Origin of the sequence: Streptomyces sp. NPDC002825 (assembly GCF_040295385.1) — a bacterium.
Taxonomy (GTDB): Bacteria; Actinomycetota; Actinomycetes; order Streptomycetales; family Streptomycetaceae; genus Streptomyces.
This window is the reverse complement of sequence record NZ_JBEOVH010000025.1, coordinates 11,339-27,186: the sequence shown is the minus strand read 5'-3', so window position 1 is coordinate 27,186 and position 15,848 is coordinate 11,339. Positions and strand designations below refer to the sequence as shown.

At 71.0% G+C, this 15,848-nt stretch carries 13 protein-coding genes; 5 read left to right on the top strand and 8 right to left on the bottom strand.

What is annotated here, in order from left to right; translation table 11 throughout:
• Nucleotides 1–51: 51 nt before the first annotated feature.
• Nucleotides 52–1,245 carry an RtcB family protein gene (locus tag ABT041_RS27290; RefSeq protein ID WP_351188964.1) on the bottom strand — a complete coding sequence of 398 codons (1,194 nt, stop codon included), beginning with the start codon at nucleotides 1,243–1,245 and terminating at the stop codon, nucleotides 52–54.
• Between the two features lie 174 nt (nucleotides 1,246–1,419).
• Between ABT041_RS27290 and ABT041_RS27285 the strand changes: the two genes are divergently transcribed.
• The 3 genes from ABT041_RS27285 to ABT041_RS27275 all read left to right on the top strand — a co-directional run bounded on the left by ABT041_RS27285 (nucleotide 1,420) and on the right by ABT041_RS27275 (nucleotide 4,519).
• Entirely contained in the window at nucleotides 1,420–2,280 is an 861-nt protein-coding gene (locus ABT041_RS27285; RefSeq protein WP_351188962.1) for a DUF3558 domain-containing protein, read from the top strand.
• Between the two features lie 79 nt (nucleotides 2,281–2,359).
• Nucleotides 2,360–3,103 carry a DUF3558 domain-containing protein gene (locus ABT041_RS27280; protein WP_351188959.1) on the top strand — a complete coding sequence of 248 codons (744 nt, stop codon included), beginning with the start codon at nucleotides 2,360–2,362 and terminating at the stop codon, nucleotides 3,101–3,103.
• A gap of 129 nt (nucleotides 3,104–3,232) precedes the next feature.
• Entirely contained in the window at nucleotides 3,233–4,519 is a 1,287-nt protein-coding gene (locus ABT041_RS27275; RefSeq protein WP_351188957.1) for a DUF2637 domain-containing protein, read from the top strand.
• Between the two features lie 62 nt (nucleotides 4,520–4,581).
• Here ABT041_RS27275 and lysS read toward each other — a convergent pair whose 3' ends face one another.
• Nucleotides 4,582–6,303: a lysine--tRNA ligase gene (gene lysS, locus ABT041_RS27270; RefSeq protein WP_351188954.1), complete on the bottom strand. Its 1,722-nt coding sequence runs from the start codon at nucleotides 6,301–6,303 to the stop codon at nucleotides 4,582–4,584.
• Nucleotides 6,304–6,496: 193 nt separating this feature from the next.
• Here lysS and argS point away from each other — a divergent pair, with 193 nt between their 5' ends.
• Nucleotides 6,497–8,266: an arginine--tRNA ligase gene (gene argS, locus ABT041_RS27265; protein WP_351188951.1), complete on the top strand. Its 1,770-nt coding sequence runs from the start codon at nucleotides 6,497–6,499 to the stop codon at nucleotides 8,264–8,266.
• A gap of 76 nt (nucleotides 8,267–8,342) precedes the next feature.
• On the opposite strand, the gene ABT041_RS27260 is transcribed toward argS, so the two are convergent.
• Entirely contained in the window at nucleotides 8,343–8,612 is a 270-nt protein-coding gene (locus ABT041_RS27260) for a DUF1876 domain-containing protein (protein WP_116165466.1), read from the bottom strand.
• A 110-nt stretch (nucleotides 8,613–8,722) separates the two neighbouring features.
• On the opposite strand from ABT041_RS27260, the gene ABT041_RS27255 reads away from it, so the two are divergent.
• Nucleotides 8,723–9,589, top strand: a complete 867-nt coding sequence (locus ABT041_RS27255; RefSeq protein WP_351188948.1) for a DUF4253 domain-containing protein — start codon at nucleotides 8,723–8,725, stop codon at nucleotides 9,587–9,589.
• Here the strand turns inward: ABT041_RS27255 and hemB are convergent.
• The 5 genes from hemB to ABT041_RS27230 all read right to left on the bottom strand — a co-directional run bounded on the left by hemB (nucleotide 9,586) and on the right by ABT041_RS27230 (nucleotide 15,809).
• On the bottom strand, nucleotides 9,586–10,587 hold the full coding sequence (gene hemB, locus ABT041_RS27250; protein ID WP_351188945.1) for a porphobilinogen synthase: 1,002 nt from the start codon (nucleotides 10,585–10,587) through the stop codon (nucleotides 9,586–9,588). The genes ABT041_RS27255 and hemB overlap by 4 nt on opposite strands.
• Nucleotides 10,588–10,991: 404 nt before the next feature.
• Nucleotides 10,992–12,662 carry a bifunctional uroporphyrinogen-III C-methyltransferase/uroporphyrinogen-III synthase gene (locus ABT041_RS27245; protein ID WP_351188942.1) on the bottom strand — a complete coding sequence of 557 codons (1,671 nt, stop codon included), beginning with the start codon at nucleotides 12,660–12,662 and terminating at the stop codon, nucleotides 10,992–10,994.
• Nucleotides 12,659–13,645 (bottom strand): hydroxymethylbilane synthase, encoded by a 987-nt coding sequence (gene hemC / locus ABT041_RS27240; RefSeq protein WP_351188940.1) that lies wholly within the window; start codon nucleotides 13,643–13,645, stop codon nucleotides 12,659–12,661. The genes ABT041_RS27245 and hemC overlap by 4 nt, the downstream gene beginning before the upstream one ends.
• On the bottom strand, nucleotides 13,642–15,000 hold the full coding sequence (locus tag ABT041_RS27235; protein WP_351188937.1) for a glutamyl-tRNA reductase: 1,359 nt from the start codon (nucleotides 14,998–15,000) through the stop codon (nucleotides 13,642–13,644). Before ABT041_RS27235 ends, hemC begins: the two co-directional genes overlap by 4 nt.
• The gene (locus tag ABT041_RS27230; RefSeq protein WP_351188935.1) at nucleotides 14,997–15,809 is read right to left on the bottom strand and encodes a redox-sensing transcriptional repressor Rex; all 813 of its coding nucleotides are present in this window, start codon (nucleotides 15,807–15,809) and stop codon (nucleotides 14,997–14,999) included. The genes ABT041_RS27235 and ABT041_RS27230 overlap by 4 nt, the downstream gene beginning before the upstream one ends.
• Nucleotides 15,810–15,848: the final 39 nt, after the last annotated feature.

Here is a 15,848-nt window from a genome sequence, read left to right as displayed (position 1 = left end):
TCACAGACGGCAGGCCCTGGAGTGTGCGCCAGGGCCTACGTCGTGCCGCGCTCAGCCCTTCACGTTCACGACCTGCTTGAGCTTCGCGACCACCTCGACCAGGTCCCGCTGCTGCGCCATCACCTGCTCGATCGGCTTGTAAGCGGCCGGGATCTCGTCCAGGACACCGGAGTCCTTACGGCACTCCACGCCCCGCGTCTGCTCCTCCAAGTCCCGCACCGTGAAGCGCCGCTTCGCCGCGCTCCGGCTCATCCTGCGCCCCGCGCCGTGCGAGGCGGAGTTGAAGGCCTTCTCGTTGCCAAGCCCCTTCACGATGTACGAGCTGGTGCCCATCGAGCCGGGGATGATCCCAAAGTCGCCACGGCCGGCGCGGATCGCCCCCTTACGAGTGACCAGCAGGTCCATGCCCTCGTACCGCTCCTCCGCCACGTAGTTGTGATGGCAGGAGATCTCGGTCTCGAAGGTCACCTTCGCCTTCCGGAACTCCCTGCGGATCACTTCCTTCAGGAGCGCCATCATGATCGCGCGGTTGTACTTCGCGTACTCCTGCGCCCAGTACAGGTCGTGCCGGTAGTCCGCCATCTGCGGGGTGTCCGAGACGAACACCGCCAGGTCGCGGTCGACCAGCCCCTGGTTGTGGGGCAGCTTCTGGGCCACGCCGATGTGGTACTCGGCCAGCTCCTTGCCGATGTTGCGGGAGCCGGAGTGCAGCATCAGCCAGACCGAACCCGACTCATCGAGACATACCTCGATCAGGTGATTTCCGCTTCCGAGCGTTCCCATCTGCTGACCTGCACGTTCACGACGGAATTTGACCGCTTCGGCGACGTCGTCGAACCGCGACCAGAAGTCGTCCCACCCCGCCGTCGGGAACTGGTACAGCCTCTTCGGGTCCACCGCCTCGCGGTGCAGGCCCCGGCCCACCGGGATCGCCTGCTCGATCTTCGAGCGGAGGCGGGACAGGTCGCCCGGCAGGTCGTTCGCCGTCAGGGACGTCTTCACCGCCGACATCCCGCAGCCGATGTCCACACCGACCGCCGCCGGACACACCGCACCCTGCATCGCGATCACCGAACCGACGGTCGCACCCTTGCCGTAGTGCACGTCCGGCATCACGGCGAGGCCCTTGATCCACGGCAGCGTCGCCACGTTCTGCAGCTGCTGCATGGCGCCGCCCTCCACCGAAGCGGGGTCGGCCCACATCCTGATCGGGACTTTCGCGCCCGGTACCTCTACGTACGACATACTTCCTCGATTCCCCCGAAAAGTCTGATAACGCAAAAACCGGAGCCAAAGCCCGTACAGGTGACAGCGGACCGGCATCAACAGCTGCGTGTGCGATAGACATTGTGTCCACCGGCCGGGTTCGCGCGGCAAACAGTTTTCGGGAAAGACTTCGGGTGAAGGGAGCCTGGGACCGTGCAGCGAAAGAGGTACGCACCCGGCCGCACCGGGTCCACGGCACGCACCGCCGTCGCCCTCGCCCTCGGCCTCGGCCTGGGCGCCGGCCTCACCGCCTGCTCCGCCGGCACCCCCGCCGACGACATCGCCGTCGACGCCAAGGCCGGCGCGGCCGCCACCCCCGTCGCACCCCCCGGCCGCTACCGCACCCTCTTCGAGCCCTGCGGCGCCGTCGCCCAGGCCACCCTCAAGGACCTGCTCCCCGGCGCCGCCGCGCTGCCGGAGCCCGAGCGCGAGCAGGCGTACCGGGGCGTCGCTGCCGTCACGTACGACACGGACCGGCGCGTCGGCTGCACGTGGAAGGCCGACACCCCGGACGCCTCGCACCGGCTCTCGCTGGACATCGAGCGGGTGGTGTCGTACGACGCGGCCGTCAGCGACGACGACCGGGCGCAGGAGGTGTACGTCCGCAAGCAGCTGGCGGCGGGCATCCCGGTGCCGACGACGGCCGCGCCCACCCCGACGGGGACCCCCACGGGTACGCCCGGCGGAACCCCTTCCGGCACGGGCAGGCCCGCCGCCGCCACGACCCCGCCGGGCAAGCAGCCCACGGGCTCCCCGGACCCGGCCGCCACCGGTCTGGAGCCGCGTGTCCTCGACGGCCTCGGGGACGTCGCGTACGTCGACGACGTGCTCAGCACGGTGGGTGCGAGCAGCCATCAGCGTGCTGTCAGCGTGGTGTTCCGCACATCGAACGTGATCGTGACGGTGTCCTACCAGGAGCAGACGACGGGTTCGGCGGAGGCCCCGGACAGCGCGGAACTGCAGGAAAAGGCCCGGAATCTGGCCCGGCAGCTCGCGGAGCGGCTTGAGGAGTAGCCGCTCGCATCCGCTCCGTGAGCGGAGGGCGACCACGTAACGTGTCGGCCGGACCGTACGACAAGCGACTGAAGGAACCATGCAGCGATCAGCTCAGCGAACGCGACTCTCCCGCATACTCGCCTGCGCCGCCGTCCCGGTGATGCTCGTCGCCGCGGGGTGCTCCTCGGACTCCGGCGACTCGGGCAAGGCGGAGGGCGGGGGTCAGGACAAGACGTCGGCGTCGGCGTCCGTGGCGCCCTCGCCGTCGCAGTCGACGAAGGCGGTCGAGCCGGCGAAGTTCGCGAAGCTGCCCGAGGTCTGCAAGGCGATCTCGGCGAAGACGACCGGTTCGCTCGTGCCGAAGGCGAAGACGAAGAACGGCACGCCGGCTCCGTCGAGTGACCTGACCAGCCGTGGTGGCTGCTCGTGGAACGGTCTGGACGACAAGGGCGTGAAGGGTTCGCAGTACCGCTGGCTGGATGTGTCCTTCTACCGTTACGACTCCGACGCGGTGCTCGGCAGCGGGCAGGAGCGGGCGCAGGAGAACCTCGCGAAGGAGCTCGCGAAGGTGCAGGGGACCGAGGGCGCGAAGAAGCTGCGTACGTTCACGGCGTCGGGCATCGGTGACGAGGCGAAGACGGTCACGTACCAGGTGCGGAAGACGAACGAGGACTTCGTGTACGCGTCGATCGTGGCGCGTACGGGGAACGTGCTGGTGCTGCTGTCGTACAACGGTGCCGGTTACGCGGGTGCCGACACGCCGTCGGAGCGGACGATCGTGGACGGTGCGGCGAAGGCGGCCAAGGAGGCGGTCGCCGCGGTCGCGGCAGCCAACAAGTAGTCACAAAACAGCACAGACGGAGCTGTTCGTGCGGAGCCCGTCCCTCCCCCGAGGGTCGGGCTTCGCGCACATGTGCCAGTCTGTGCGCGCCGGATGTCGATTGACGGGAGGGGATCGCGGGTGGCCGCGATGCAGCTGACACGCACACACCGAATACTCATCGGCCTCGTCATCGGCGGTGCGCTGATCATCGCGGGGATCGGTTTCGCGGGTTCGTACGCCGCTGTGCGCGAGCTCGCTCTGCAGAAGGGCTTCGGCACCTTCTCGTACTTCTTCCCGATCGGCATCGACGCGGGCATCTGTGTGCTGCTCGCTCTGGACCTGCTGTTGACCTGGCTGCGGATCCCCTTCCCGCTGCTGCGTCAGACGGCGTGGGTGCTGACGGCCGCGACGATCGCGTTCAACGGTGCCGCGGCGTGGCCGGACCCGCTGGGTGTGGGGATGCACGCGGTGATCCCGGTGCTGTTCGTGGTGGCGGTGGAGGCCGCGCGGCACGCCGTGGGGCGGATCGCGGACATCACGGCCGACAAGCACATGGAGGGCGTGCGGATCACGCGCTGGCTGTTGTCGCCGGTGCCGACGTTCCGGCTGTGGCGGCGGATGAAGCTGTGGGAGCTGCGTTCGTACGAGCAGGTGATCAAGCTGGAGCAGGAGCGGCTGATCTACCAGGCCCGGCTGCAGGCGCGCTTCGGGCGTGGGTGGCGGCGGAAGGCGCCGGTGGAGGCGCTGATGCCGCTGCGTCTCGCCCGGTACGGGGTGCCGCTGGCGGAGACGTCTCCGGCGGGTCTGGCGGCGGCGGGGATCGAGCCGGCGGTCCTTCCGGCGGATCCGCAGGTGTCGTCCGTGGCGCAGCCGGTGGCGCCGGCGCTGCCCCAGCAGGCGGCGCTGCCGGCGCAGGCGCAGGTCCCGGGCCAGGTGCAGGTGCCGGGCCAGGTCCCGGGCCAGGTGCCCGTGCCGGGCCAGGCCCAGGTGCCGGGGCAGGCGCAGGGCCCGGTGCCGGTGGGGCCGGTGAATCACGAGAGTCCGTGGTTCGACGCCTCGCAGGTCTCCCCGGAGTCGTACGAGGGCACGTACAACCCGCAGATCGTGGAAGGCCTCGAGCCCATGCCGGTGCCGGTGCCGCAGGGGCCGGAGGATGTCCCTCCGGCGGGTCCGGAGGAGTTCGTGGAGTACCCGGAGTACGTGGAGGAGCCGGAGCCGCGGAACGACGAGTTCGAGGACGTCGTCTACAAGGTCATGGGTTCGTACGTGCTCGAGCACGAGCGGTTCCCGGCCGAGGCCGAGCTGGCGCGGCTGGTGGCCGAGCAGTACGGGCTGCCGGAGTTCCCGGCGTCGGACATCGATCTGCTGCGGCAGGCGGTGCCGGCGGCGCAGCAGCGGGTCCAGCAGGCGAGGGCCGACGTGGACACCCCGTAGGGCGTACGCGAAAGGGGCCGCCATCCGGAGGAATCCGGGTGGCGGCCCCTTTTTTCACGGCGTCAGGCGCCGAGCAGCTTCCTGACCCGCTCCGCGCCCACCGCGAGCAGCAGCGTCGGCAGACGCGGGCCGGTCTCGCGGCTGACGAGGAGCTTGTAGAGCAGGGCGAAGAAGGCGCGCTGGGCGAGCTTCAGCTCGGGCGTGGGCTTCGCCTCGGGGTCGAGGCCGGCCATGACCTTCGGGACGCCGTAGACGAGGGTGGTGAGCCCGTCGAGCGACCAGTGGGTGTCGAGGCCGTCCAGGAGGAGGCGGAGCGATTCGCGGCCCTCGTCGTCGAGGGAGCCGAGGAGCTCGGTGTCGGGCTCGTCGCGGACGATGGTGCGCTGGTCGGCCGGGACCTGGTTGGTGATCCAGTTCTCGGCGCGGTCGAGGCGGGGCCGGACCTCGTCGAGGGTGGTGACGGGGTTCTCGGGGTCGAGCTCCGTCAGGATCCGGAGGGTCTGCTCGTCGTGTCCGGCCGTGATGTCCATGACGGAGGCGAGCGTGCGGTACGGGAGGGGGCGCGGGGTGCGCGGCAGCTCGCCGGCGGCGGTGCGGGCGGCACGGGAGTGCGCCGCCGCGTCCGCCGGGAGGACGGAGCCGTCGGCGACCTTGGCCTCGAGCTTGTCCCACTCGTCGTACAGCCGCTGGATCTCCTGGTCGAAGGCGATCTTGAAGGACTGGTTGGGCCTGCGGCGGGCGTAGAGCCAGCGCAGGAGCTGGGGCTCCATGATCTTGAGCGCGTCGGCCGCGGTGGGCACGCCGCCCTTCGAGGAGGACATCTTGGCCATGCCGCTGATGCCGACGAAGGCGTACATGGGGCCGATGGGCTGGACGCCGTCGAAGATGCGGACGATCTGGCCGCCGACCTGGAAGGAGGAGCCGGGCGAGGAGTGGTCGACGCCGGAGGGCTCGAAGATGACGCCCTCGTAGGCCCAGCGCATGGGCCAGTCGACCTTCCAGACCAGCTTGCCGCGGTTGAACTCGCTGAGCTTGACGGTCTCGGCGAAGCCGCAGCTGGTGCAGGTGTAGGCGAGCTCGGTGGTCTCGTCGTCGTACGAGGTGACCGTGGTGAGGTCCTTCTCGCACTGCCCGCAGTAGGGCTTGTACGGGAAGTAGCCGGAGGCGCCGCCGGAGCCGTCGTCCTCGGCGGCGGCGCCGGAGCCCTCCTCGGCCTCCAGCTCGGCCTCGTCGACGGGCTTCTGGGACTGCTTCTTCGGGGCCTTCTTCGTCCGGTACTGGTCGAGGATGGCGTCGATGTCGGCGCGGTGCTTCATCGCGTGCAGGATCTGCTCGCGGTACGCGCCGGCCGTGTACTGCTCGGTCTGGCTGATGGGGTCGTACTCGACGCCCAGCTCGGCGAGCGACTCGACCATGGCGGCCTTGAAGTGCTCGGCCCAGTTCGGGTGGGGCGAGCCGGCGGGGGCCGGGACGGAGGTCAGCGGCTTGCCGATGTGCTCGGCCCAGGACGCGTCGATGCCCTCGATGCCGTTCGGCACCTTGCGGTAGCGGTCGTAGTCGTCCCAGGAGATGAGGTGCCGGACCTCGTGTCCACGGCGGCGGATCTCGTCGGCGACCAGGTGCGGGGTCATGACCTCGCGGAGGTTGCCGAGGTGGATCGGGCCGGACGGGGAGAGGCCGGAGGCGACGACGACCGGTTTGCCAGGCGCACGTCGCTCCGACTCGGCGATGACCTCGTCCGCGAAACGGGAGACCCAGTCGGTCTCGGTGCTGCTCTGAGCCACGGTCGGTACGTCCTTCTTTCTTGAAGCCTCAAGCCTTACGGCTCTACGCCTGCCATTGTCCCAGACGGAACGACGGACTCGGAGGTTGTCCACAGCCCGAGGTCTGTCCACAGGGGGAGGAAATCACGTTGCTCTCCCATGGGACACTTGACAAGCGAAATAGACCTGACGGACTCAACAGGAACGGAAGCTCATGGCCTCGGTCCCTTCCCTCGCTTCGACCGTGCAGCAGCGCCTCGCGGACGGCCTCTCGGCGGCTCTGCCGGATGCCGCGTCCGCCGACCCGCTGCTGCGACGAAGCGACCGGGCCGACTTCCAGGCCAACGGCATCCTGGCGCTGGCCAAGCAGCTCAAGGGCAATCCGCGTGAGCTGGCGACGAAGGTCGTCGAGGCGATCCCGGCGAACGACGTGCTGAAGGAGATCGAGGTCTCGGGCCCCGGCTTCCTGAACATCACGGTGACGGACGCGGCGATCATCGACACCCTCGCGGCCCGTGCGGCGGACGCGCGTCTGGGCGTGCCGTTCAGCGAGTCGGCGGGCACGACGGTCATCGACTACGCCCAGCCGAACGTGGCGAAGGAGATGCACGTCGGCCACCTGCGGTCGGCGGTGATCGGCGCGGCGATGGTCGAGATCCTTGAGTTCACCGGTGAGACGGTGGTCCGGCGCCACCACATCGGCGACTGGGGCACCCAGTTCGGCATGCTCATCCAGTACCTGATCGAGCACCCGCACGAGCTGGACCACTCGTCGGAGGCGGAGGTCTCCGGCGAGGAGGCCATGTCGAACCTGAACCGGCTGTACAAGGCCTCGCGGGCCCTGTTCGACGCCGACGAGGAGTTCAAGACGCGGGCGCGTGCCCGGGTCGTGGACCTCCAGGCGGGCGACGAGGAGACCCTGGCGCTCTGGCAGCGGTTCGTCGACGAGTCGAAGATCTACTTCTACTCGGTCTTCGACAAGCTGGACATGGACATCCGGGACGGCGACGTCGTCGGCGAGTCCGGCTACAACGACATGCTGCAGGAGACCTGCCGCATCCTGGAGGAGTCGGGCGTCGCCGTCCGCTCCGAGGGGGCGCTGTGCGTGTTCTTCGACGACGTGAAGGGCCCGGACGGCAACCCGGTGCCGCTGATCGTCCAGAAGTCCGACGGCGGCTTCGGGTACGCGGCGACGGACCTGTCGGCGATCCGCGACCGCGTGCAGAACCTGAAGGCGACCTCCCTGCTGTACGTGGTGGACGCCCGTCAGTCGCTGCACTTCAAGATGGTCTTCGAGACGGCCCGCCGGGCCGGCTGGCTGAACGACGAGGTGAAGGCCGTCCAGCTGGCCTTCGGCACGGTCCTGGGCAAGGACGGCAAGCCGTTCAAGACCCGTGAGGGCGAGACGGTCCGGCTGGTGGATCTGCTGGACGAGGCGATCGACCGTGCGACCGAGGTCGTGCGCGAGAAGAACAACGAGAAGATCGCTCTCACCGAGCAGGAGATCGTCGAGAACGGCGCGCAGATCGGCATCGGCGCGGTGAAGTACGCCGACCTGTCGACCTCCGCCGTGCGCGACTACAAGTTCGACCTGGACCAGATGGTGTCGCTGAACGGCGACACGTCGGTGTACATCCAGTACGCGTACGCGCGTATCCAGTCGATCAAGCGGAACGCCGGGGACGCCGTGCCGACGGCCCACCGGGAGCTGGAGCTGGCCCCGGCGGAGCGCGCGCTCGGTCTGCACCTGGACCAGTTCGGCGCCGCGGTCGCCGAGGTGGCGGAGGAGTACGCGCCGCACAAGCTGGCCGCGTACCTCTACGGGCTGGCCTCGCACCTGACGGCCTTCTACGACCAGTGCCCGGTCGTGAAGGCGGACACGCAGGAGCAGAGGGAGAACCGGCTGTTCCTGATCGACCTGACGGCCCGCACGCTGCACCAGGGCATGGCCCTGCTCGGCATCAGGACGCCCGAGCGCCTCTGAGGCCTCGACGAGGCCTCGACGACGAAGCCCCCGGTACGGGAACCCCCGTGCCGGGGGCTTCGCTGTCACCGTTCCGTCAACGAATGGCGTGCGAGGTCCGGCCGGACACCTCGTCGATCTCCTTGTGGGCCTTCTGGAGCAGCTGCGAGGCGAGGTCCATGAGGGCCCGGGCGCCGGCGATCTCCTCGCCCACGCGCAGCTGGTCCGGATCGGAGGGGTGCCGGTTCGCGGTGCCGTGGGCCCGGAACTCGGTGCCGTCGGTGAGCCGGACCATGGCCGCGGCCCGCGTCCGGTCGCCCTCCTCCTTGAACTCCATCTCCACATGCCATCCGACAAGCGTGTGCATCATGAGGACCACCTCCACCGAGGTACCTGTCGGCTACCACTCCAGGGTGCGCCGAGCGGTGCCGCCCCACCACTCGCCCCGTTGTCAGTGGTGCCCTCTACGTTCTGATCATGGCGATGATCCCGAACCAGCTGCCCCGGCTCGCGTCCGATCCGACCGGCCGTTCCCTCGGCCTCGACCTGCCGCCGGGCACCCTCACGGGCCCGGCGGACGACCCGTACCTCTGGTCGGGCGCCGGCCCGGCGGGCCCGGCCACGTGGAGCGCGCTGCGCCCGGCGGCGCGGACGGCGGGGCTGTTGCCGGTGCTGCTGGGCGGCACGTGGGACTTGGACGGCTGGGAGCTGGAGCCGGAGCGGATGAGCGACCCGGCGGATCATGACGCCGAGGAGGTCCTCGCCGAGTACTGGGAGTACTACGCCGCCTCGGAGATACCGGAGGAGGCGCGGGACCCGGGGATGACCGCGGCGGTGGAGGACCTGTTCGGCAAGCAGCCGGGGTACGGGGAGATCATCGCCCCCTTCACGGCCGGCTGGCCGGGCCTGGCTCCGGCGCTGCCGCTTCGTACGGACCCCGACCGGGCGGCAGCCTCCGTCGCCGAGGCGCTGACGAAGCCGGGCTCCTGGCTCGCGGGCGCGCGCCCGGCGCTGGTCCCGGCACGGCGGAGCGCCGACATACCGGCGGTCATCGGCTGGGGCGGGCCGATGAACCACGAGAACGACGTGGCCCGCCTGGGTACGGTGCTGCGCTCCTGGGAGGACCGTTTCGGAGTCCGGGTCGTCGCGCTGACCTTCGACCAGCTGGTGGTGTCGGTGGCGGCACCGCCCCGGACTCCGGAGGAGGCCGAGGCGGTGGCGGCGGAGCACTTCGCGTTCTCCCCGGACAACATCACGCAGGGGAACTGTGACACCCCCACGCTGCGTGAGTACGCCCGGAAGGCCGTGCTGGAGGCTCCGGTGTGGACCTTCTGGTGGGACTAGCGCCCGCCGGACAGCTTCTGGGCCGCCTCGGTCGCCCAATAGGTGAGGATCATCTGGGCGCCGGCGCGGCGGATGCCGGTGAGGGTCTCCAGGATGGCCTTGTCGCGGTCGATCCAGCCCTTCTCGGCGGCGGCTTCGACCATGGAGTACTCGCCGCTGATCTGGTAGGCGGCGACGGGCACGTCGACAGAGGCCGCGACCTTGGCGAGCACGTCGAGGTAGGGCCCGGCGGGCTTGACCATGACCATGTCGGCGCCCTCCTCCAGGTCGAGCGCGAGCTCGCGCATGGACTCGCGGAGGTTGGCTGGGTCCTGCTGGTAGGTCTTGCGGTCGCCCTTGAGGGAGGAGCCGACGGCCTCGCGGAAGGGACCGTAGAAGGCGGAGGAGTACTTCGCGGTGTACGCGAGGATGGACACGTCCTCCTTGCCGATGGTGTCCAGGGCGTCGCGGATGACGCCGACCTGGCCGTCCATCATCCCGGAGGGGCCGACGACGTGGACGCCGGCGTCGGCCTGGACCTGGGCCATCTCGGCGTAACGTTCCAGCGTGGCGTCGTTGTCGACGCGGCCGTCGGCGTCGAGGACGCCGCAGTGGCCGTGGTCGGTGAACTCGTCGAGGCAGAGGTCGGACATGATGACGAGCTCGTCGCCGACCTCGGCCTTCACGTCGCGGATGGCGACCTGGAGGATCCCGTCGGGGTCGGTCCCGGCGGTGCCGGCGCCGTCCTTCTTGGCGTCTTCCGGCACGCCGAAGAGCATGATCCCGGAGACGCCGGCCTCCAGCGCCTCGACGGCGGCCTTCCGCAGGGTGTCCCGGGTGTGCTGGACGACGCCGGGCATGGCCTGGATCGGAACGGGCTCGGTGATCCCCTCGCGTACGAACGCGGGCAGGATCAGGTCGGCGGGATGCAGCCGCGTCTCGGCCACCATCCGGCGCAGGGCAGGAGTCGTCCGCAGCCGCCGCGGCCGCGCCCCGGGAAAGGATCCGTACGAGTTCATAACCCGAGGCTACGCCCGCGAACGGAGTGCCCTTACCAACACGTTGTGGGCATACCTCACCCCCCGTTGTGGGCAGGCGTTCCGCCCCGTTGTGGGCAGGCGTTCCGCAAGGGGCGGAACGGGTGGGCACAACGGAACGGCGCCCTTGCCGGCGCCAGAGGCTCCCGCGCCCTGACCCGCACCACGGGGTGCCGTACAACACGTGCGGGCCCAGGCGCGGAACGCGGAGGCGCCGCTAAAGGGCGCCGTCCCGTGTGCCCACCCGTCCCGCCCTGCGGGACGATTGCCCACACGGGGCGTAGGCGACGCCCGCCAGGGCGCGGGCCCACACGGGCAGCGGGGCACCGCCCACAACGCAAACGGGCGCGGGCCCGCAAAAACGGACCCGCGCCCCACACAACCCCCTACGTCGTCCGACGCCTCCGCGCCCCCGGCCGCCGCTCACTCGGCCGCGTCACCGGATCCCCGGCCTCCAGCGCGGACTCCCGCCGCCGGAGCCCGAAGTCCGCCAGCGCCTCGGCGAGCTTGTGGACGGACGGCTCGGGCGAGAGCACGTCGACCCGGAGCCCGTGCTCCTCGGCCGTCTTCGCCGTGGCGGGCCCGATGCAGGCGATCACGGTCACGTTGTGCGGCTTGCCGGCGATACCGACCAGGTTCCGCACAGTGGAAGAGGACGTGAAGAGCACCGCGTCGAACCCGCCGCCCTTGATCGCCTCCCGGGTGTCCGCCGGCGGCGGCGACGCGCGCACGGTCCGGTAGGCGGTGACGTCGTCGACCTCCCAGCCGAGCTCGATGAGCCCCGCGACCAGCGTCTCGGTGGCGATGTCGGCGCGCGGCAGGAAGACACGGTCGATCGGGTCGAAGACCGGGTCGTACGGCGGCCAGTCCTCGAGGAGCCCCGCCGCGGACTGCTCGCCCGACGGCACGAGGTCCGGCTTCACACCGAAGTCCACGAGCGCCGCCGCGGTCTGCTCGCCGACCGCCGCGACCTTGATCCCGGCGAAGGCGCGGGCATCGAGCCCGTACTCCTCGAACTTCTCCCGTACAGCCTTGACCGCGTTCACCGAGGTGAAGGCGATCCACTCGTACCGTCCGGTGACGAGCCCCTTGACCGCCCGCTCCATCTGCTGCGGGGTGCGCGGCGGCTCGACGGCGATGGTCGGCACCTCGTGCGGCACGGCGCCGTACGAACGCAGCTGGTCGGAGAGCGACGCGGCCTGCTCCTTGGTGCGCGGCACGAGGACCCGCCACCCGAAGAGCGGCTTCGACTCGAACCACGACAGCTGGTCCCGCTGCGCCGGGGCGCTGCGCTCGCCGACCACGGCTATGACCGGCCGGTGGCCCTCGGGCGAGGGGAGGACCTTGCCCTGCTTGAAGACCTGGGCGATGGTCCCGAGCGTCGCGTTCCAGGTGCGCTGGCGGGTCGTCGTGCCTGCGATGGTGACGGTGAGCGGGGTGTCCGGCTTACGGCCAGCCGCCACCAGCTCACCGGCCGCGGCGGCGACCGAGTCGAGGGACGTGGAGACGACGACGGTGCCGTCCGAGGCACCGACCTCGGCCCAGCACCGCTCGTCGGCGGTGCGCGCGTCGACGAAGCGCACGTCGGTGCCCTGGGCGTCGCGCAGCGGCACACCGGCGTAGGCGGGCACGCCGACGGCGGTGGCGACGCCGGGGACGACCTCGAAGGGGATGCCTTCGGCGGCGCAGGCGAGCATCTCGGCTCCGGCGTTCCCGTCGAGGCCGGGGTCGCCGGTCACCGCACGGACGACCCGCCTGCCGCCCCGCGCGGCCTCCATGACAAGATTGGCGGCATCCCTCAACACGGGGACACCGGCGGTTGTTGACGCCTCGTCAACGACCGTCAGCTCAGGCGTGCTCACCCCCACGCGCGCATGGCCGCGAACGACCTCGAGCACCTCCGGCTCGGCGATCAGGACGTCCGCGCCCGCGAGGGCCTCGACGGCCCTGAGGGTCAGGAGTCCGGGGTCGCCCGGGCCTGCGCCGAGGAACGTGACGTGCCCATGGCCCGCGAAGGCCGGGGACAGGGGGCTGGTGGTCGGGCTGGTGGGGCTCAAAGTGCTCGCTCCCCCATAAGACCGGCCGCACCCTTGGCGAGCATCTCGTCCGCGAGTTCGCGTCCGAGCGCCAGGGCCTCGTCGTGCGAGGTGGGTACGGGTCCGGTGGTGGACAGCTGCACCAGCGTCGAGCCGTCGGTGGTGCCGACGACGCCGCGCAGGCGCATTTCGGTGACAACCTGCCCGTGACCGGGGTCGTCGGCCAGCAGGTCGGCCAGCGCACCCACGGGTGCGGAGCAGCCGGCCTCCAGGGCGGCGAGCAGGGATCGCTCGGCGGTCACGGCGGCCCGCGTGTGCGGGTCGTCGAGCGGCGCGAGCGCGGCGACGAGTTCGGTGTTCGACGCCAGGCATTCGACGGCCAGGGCCCCCTGGCCGGGGGCGGGCAGGACGGTGTCGACGGCCAGCGGCTCGGCGGACAGGCCGCCGAGGAGCTCGTCGGTCCCGCCGATGCGGTTGAGTCCGGCCGCGGCCAGGACGACCGCGTCCAGCTCGCCCTTGCGGACGTAGCCGACACGGGTGTCGACGTTGCCGCGGATGGGGACGCAGGTGATGTCCAGGCCGTGGTTGCGTGCGTACGCGTGGAGCTGCGCCATGCGCCGGGGGGAGCCGGTGCCGACGCGCGCGCCCTTGGGCAGCGTGGCCAGCGTGACGCCCTCGCCCGCGATCAGTACGTCGCGCGTGTCCTCGCGCGACGGGATCGCGGCCAGCACCAGGTCGGGGTGTTGTGCGGTCGGCAGGTCCTTCAGGGAGTGCACGGCGAAGTCCACCTCGCCGGCGAGCAGCGCGTCGCGCAGCGCGGCGACGAAGACGCCGGTGCCGCCGATCTGCGCCAGGTGCTCCCGGGAGGTGTCCCCGTACGTCGTGATCTCCACGAGCTCGACGGGCCGGCCGGTCAGCTGCCGGACCGCGTCGGCCACATGCCCGGACTGGGCCATGGCGAGCTTGCTGCGCCTGGTCCCGAGCCTCAGTGCCCTCTCGGTCATACTCGCCCTCGGTTCTTGACGTCGGCGTCATTCAGGTCGGCCCGGCTGACAGATGCCACCGTCTCCGGGTCGAGGTCGAAGAGTGTCCGCAGCGCGTCCGCGTACCCGGCGCCGCCGGGCTCGCTGGCGAGCTGCTTGACCCGCACGGTCGGCGCGTGCAGGAGCTTGTCGACGACGCGGCGCACGGTCTGGGTGATCTCGGCGCGCTGCTTGTCGTCGAGGCCGGGGAGGCGGCCTTCGAGGCGGGCGACCTCGCCCGCGACCACCTCGGCGGCCATCGTGCGCAGGGCGACGACGGTCGGGGTGATGTGGGCGGCGCGCTGGGCGGCGCCGAAGGCGGCGACCTCGTCGGAGACGATGCCCCGGACCTGGTCGACGTCGGCGGCCATGGGCGCGTCGGCGGAGGCCTCGGCGAGCGACTCGATGTCGACGAGCCGGACACCGGGGATGCGGTGGGCGGCGGCGTCGATGTCGCGGGGCATGGCGAGGTCGAGCAGGAAGAGCGGGGCTCCGCGGCGGCCCTGGACGGCGTCCTCGACGGCTTCGCCGGTGAGGACGAGTCCGGTGGCGCCGGTGCAGGAGACGACGACGTCGGCACGTGTCAGTTCGTCGCCGACGGCAACCATCTGGACCGCTCGTGCGGCCACTCCCGTTCCTCCGGGCTCGGTGAGGATCTGCGCGAGCCGCTCGGCGCGGGCCAGGGTGCGGTTGGCGATGACGATCTCGGAGACGCCGGAGCGCGCGAGGGTGGCGGCGGCGAGCGAGGACATCGAGCCGGCGCCGATGACGAGGGCCTTCTTGCCCTTGGCCCAGGTCTCGACGTCGGTGCCGTGGGCGAGCTGCTCCAGGCCGAAGGTGACGAGCGACTGCCCGGCGCGGTCGATCCCGGTCTCGCTGTGGGCGCGCTTGCCGACCCTCAGGGCCTGCTGGAACAGGTCGTTGAGGAGCCGGCCCGCGGTGTGGAGGTCCTGGCCGAGGGCGAGGGTGTCCTTGATCTGGCCGAGGATCTGGCCCTCGCCGACGACCATGGAGTCGAGGCCGCAGGCCACCGAGAAGAGGTGGTGGACGGCCCGGTCCTCGTAGTGCACATAGAGATAAGGAGTGAGCTCGTCCAGGCCGACGCCGCTGTGCTGGGCGAGCAGCGTGGACAGCTCGGCGACGCCGGCGTGGAACTTGTCCACGTCGGCGTAGAGCTCGATGCGGTTGCAGGTGGCCAGGACGGTGGCCTCGGCGGCCGGTTCGGCGGCGAGGGTGTCCTGGAGGAGCTTGGCCTGGGTGTCCGCCGACAGCGAGGCCCGCTCCAGGATGGAGACCGGGGCGCTGCGGTGGCTCAGTCCGACGACGAGGAGGCTCATGCCGGCATCACCGCGGGGACGTCCCCGTCGGGTCCCTTACGGCCGGTGCCGCCGGTGGCGCCGCGGGGGGCCGGCGGCACGACGGCCGTGGCGGCCTCGGGCTCGGCGGCGGCTTCGGCGGCGAGGCCCTCTTCGGCGCCCGGCTCCTCGCCGGCCTTGCGCTGCTCGTGGAAGGCGAGGATCTGCAGCTCGATGGAGAGGTCGACCTTGCGCACGTCCACGCCGTCGGGCACGGAGAGCACGGTCGGGGCAAAGTTCAGGATGGAGGTGACTCCGGCGGCGACGAGCCGGTCGCAGACCTGCTGGGCGACGCCGGCCGGGGTGGCGATGACGCCGATGGAGACGCCGTCCTCGCTGATGATCTTCTCGAGGTCGTCGCTGTGCTGGACGGGGATCCCGGCGACCGGCTTGCCGGTCATGGCGGGGTCGGCGTCGATGAGCGCGGCGACGCGGAAGCCGCGGGAGGCGAAGCCGCCGTAGCCGGCGAGGGCGGCGCCGAGGTTACCGATGCCGACGATGACGACGGGCCAGTCCTGGGTGAGCCCGAGCTCGCGGGAGATCTGGTAGACGAGGTACTCGACGTCGTAGCCGACACCGCGGGTGCCGTACGAGCCGAGGTAGCTGAAGTCCTTGCGCAGCTTCGCGGAGTTGACCCCCGCCGCGGCCGCGAGCTCCTCGGAGGAGACCGTGGGTACGGAGCGCTCCGAGAGCGCGGTCAGTGCGCGCAGATACAGCGGAAGCCGGGCGACGGTGGCCTCGGGAATTCCTCGGCTACGGGTCGCCGGTCGGTGAGTTCGGCCAGTTGCCACGGTGCTCCTGCGGGATGAGCGGGGCTGCAGGCGGCCATA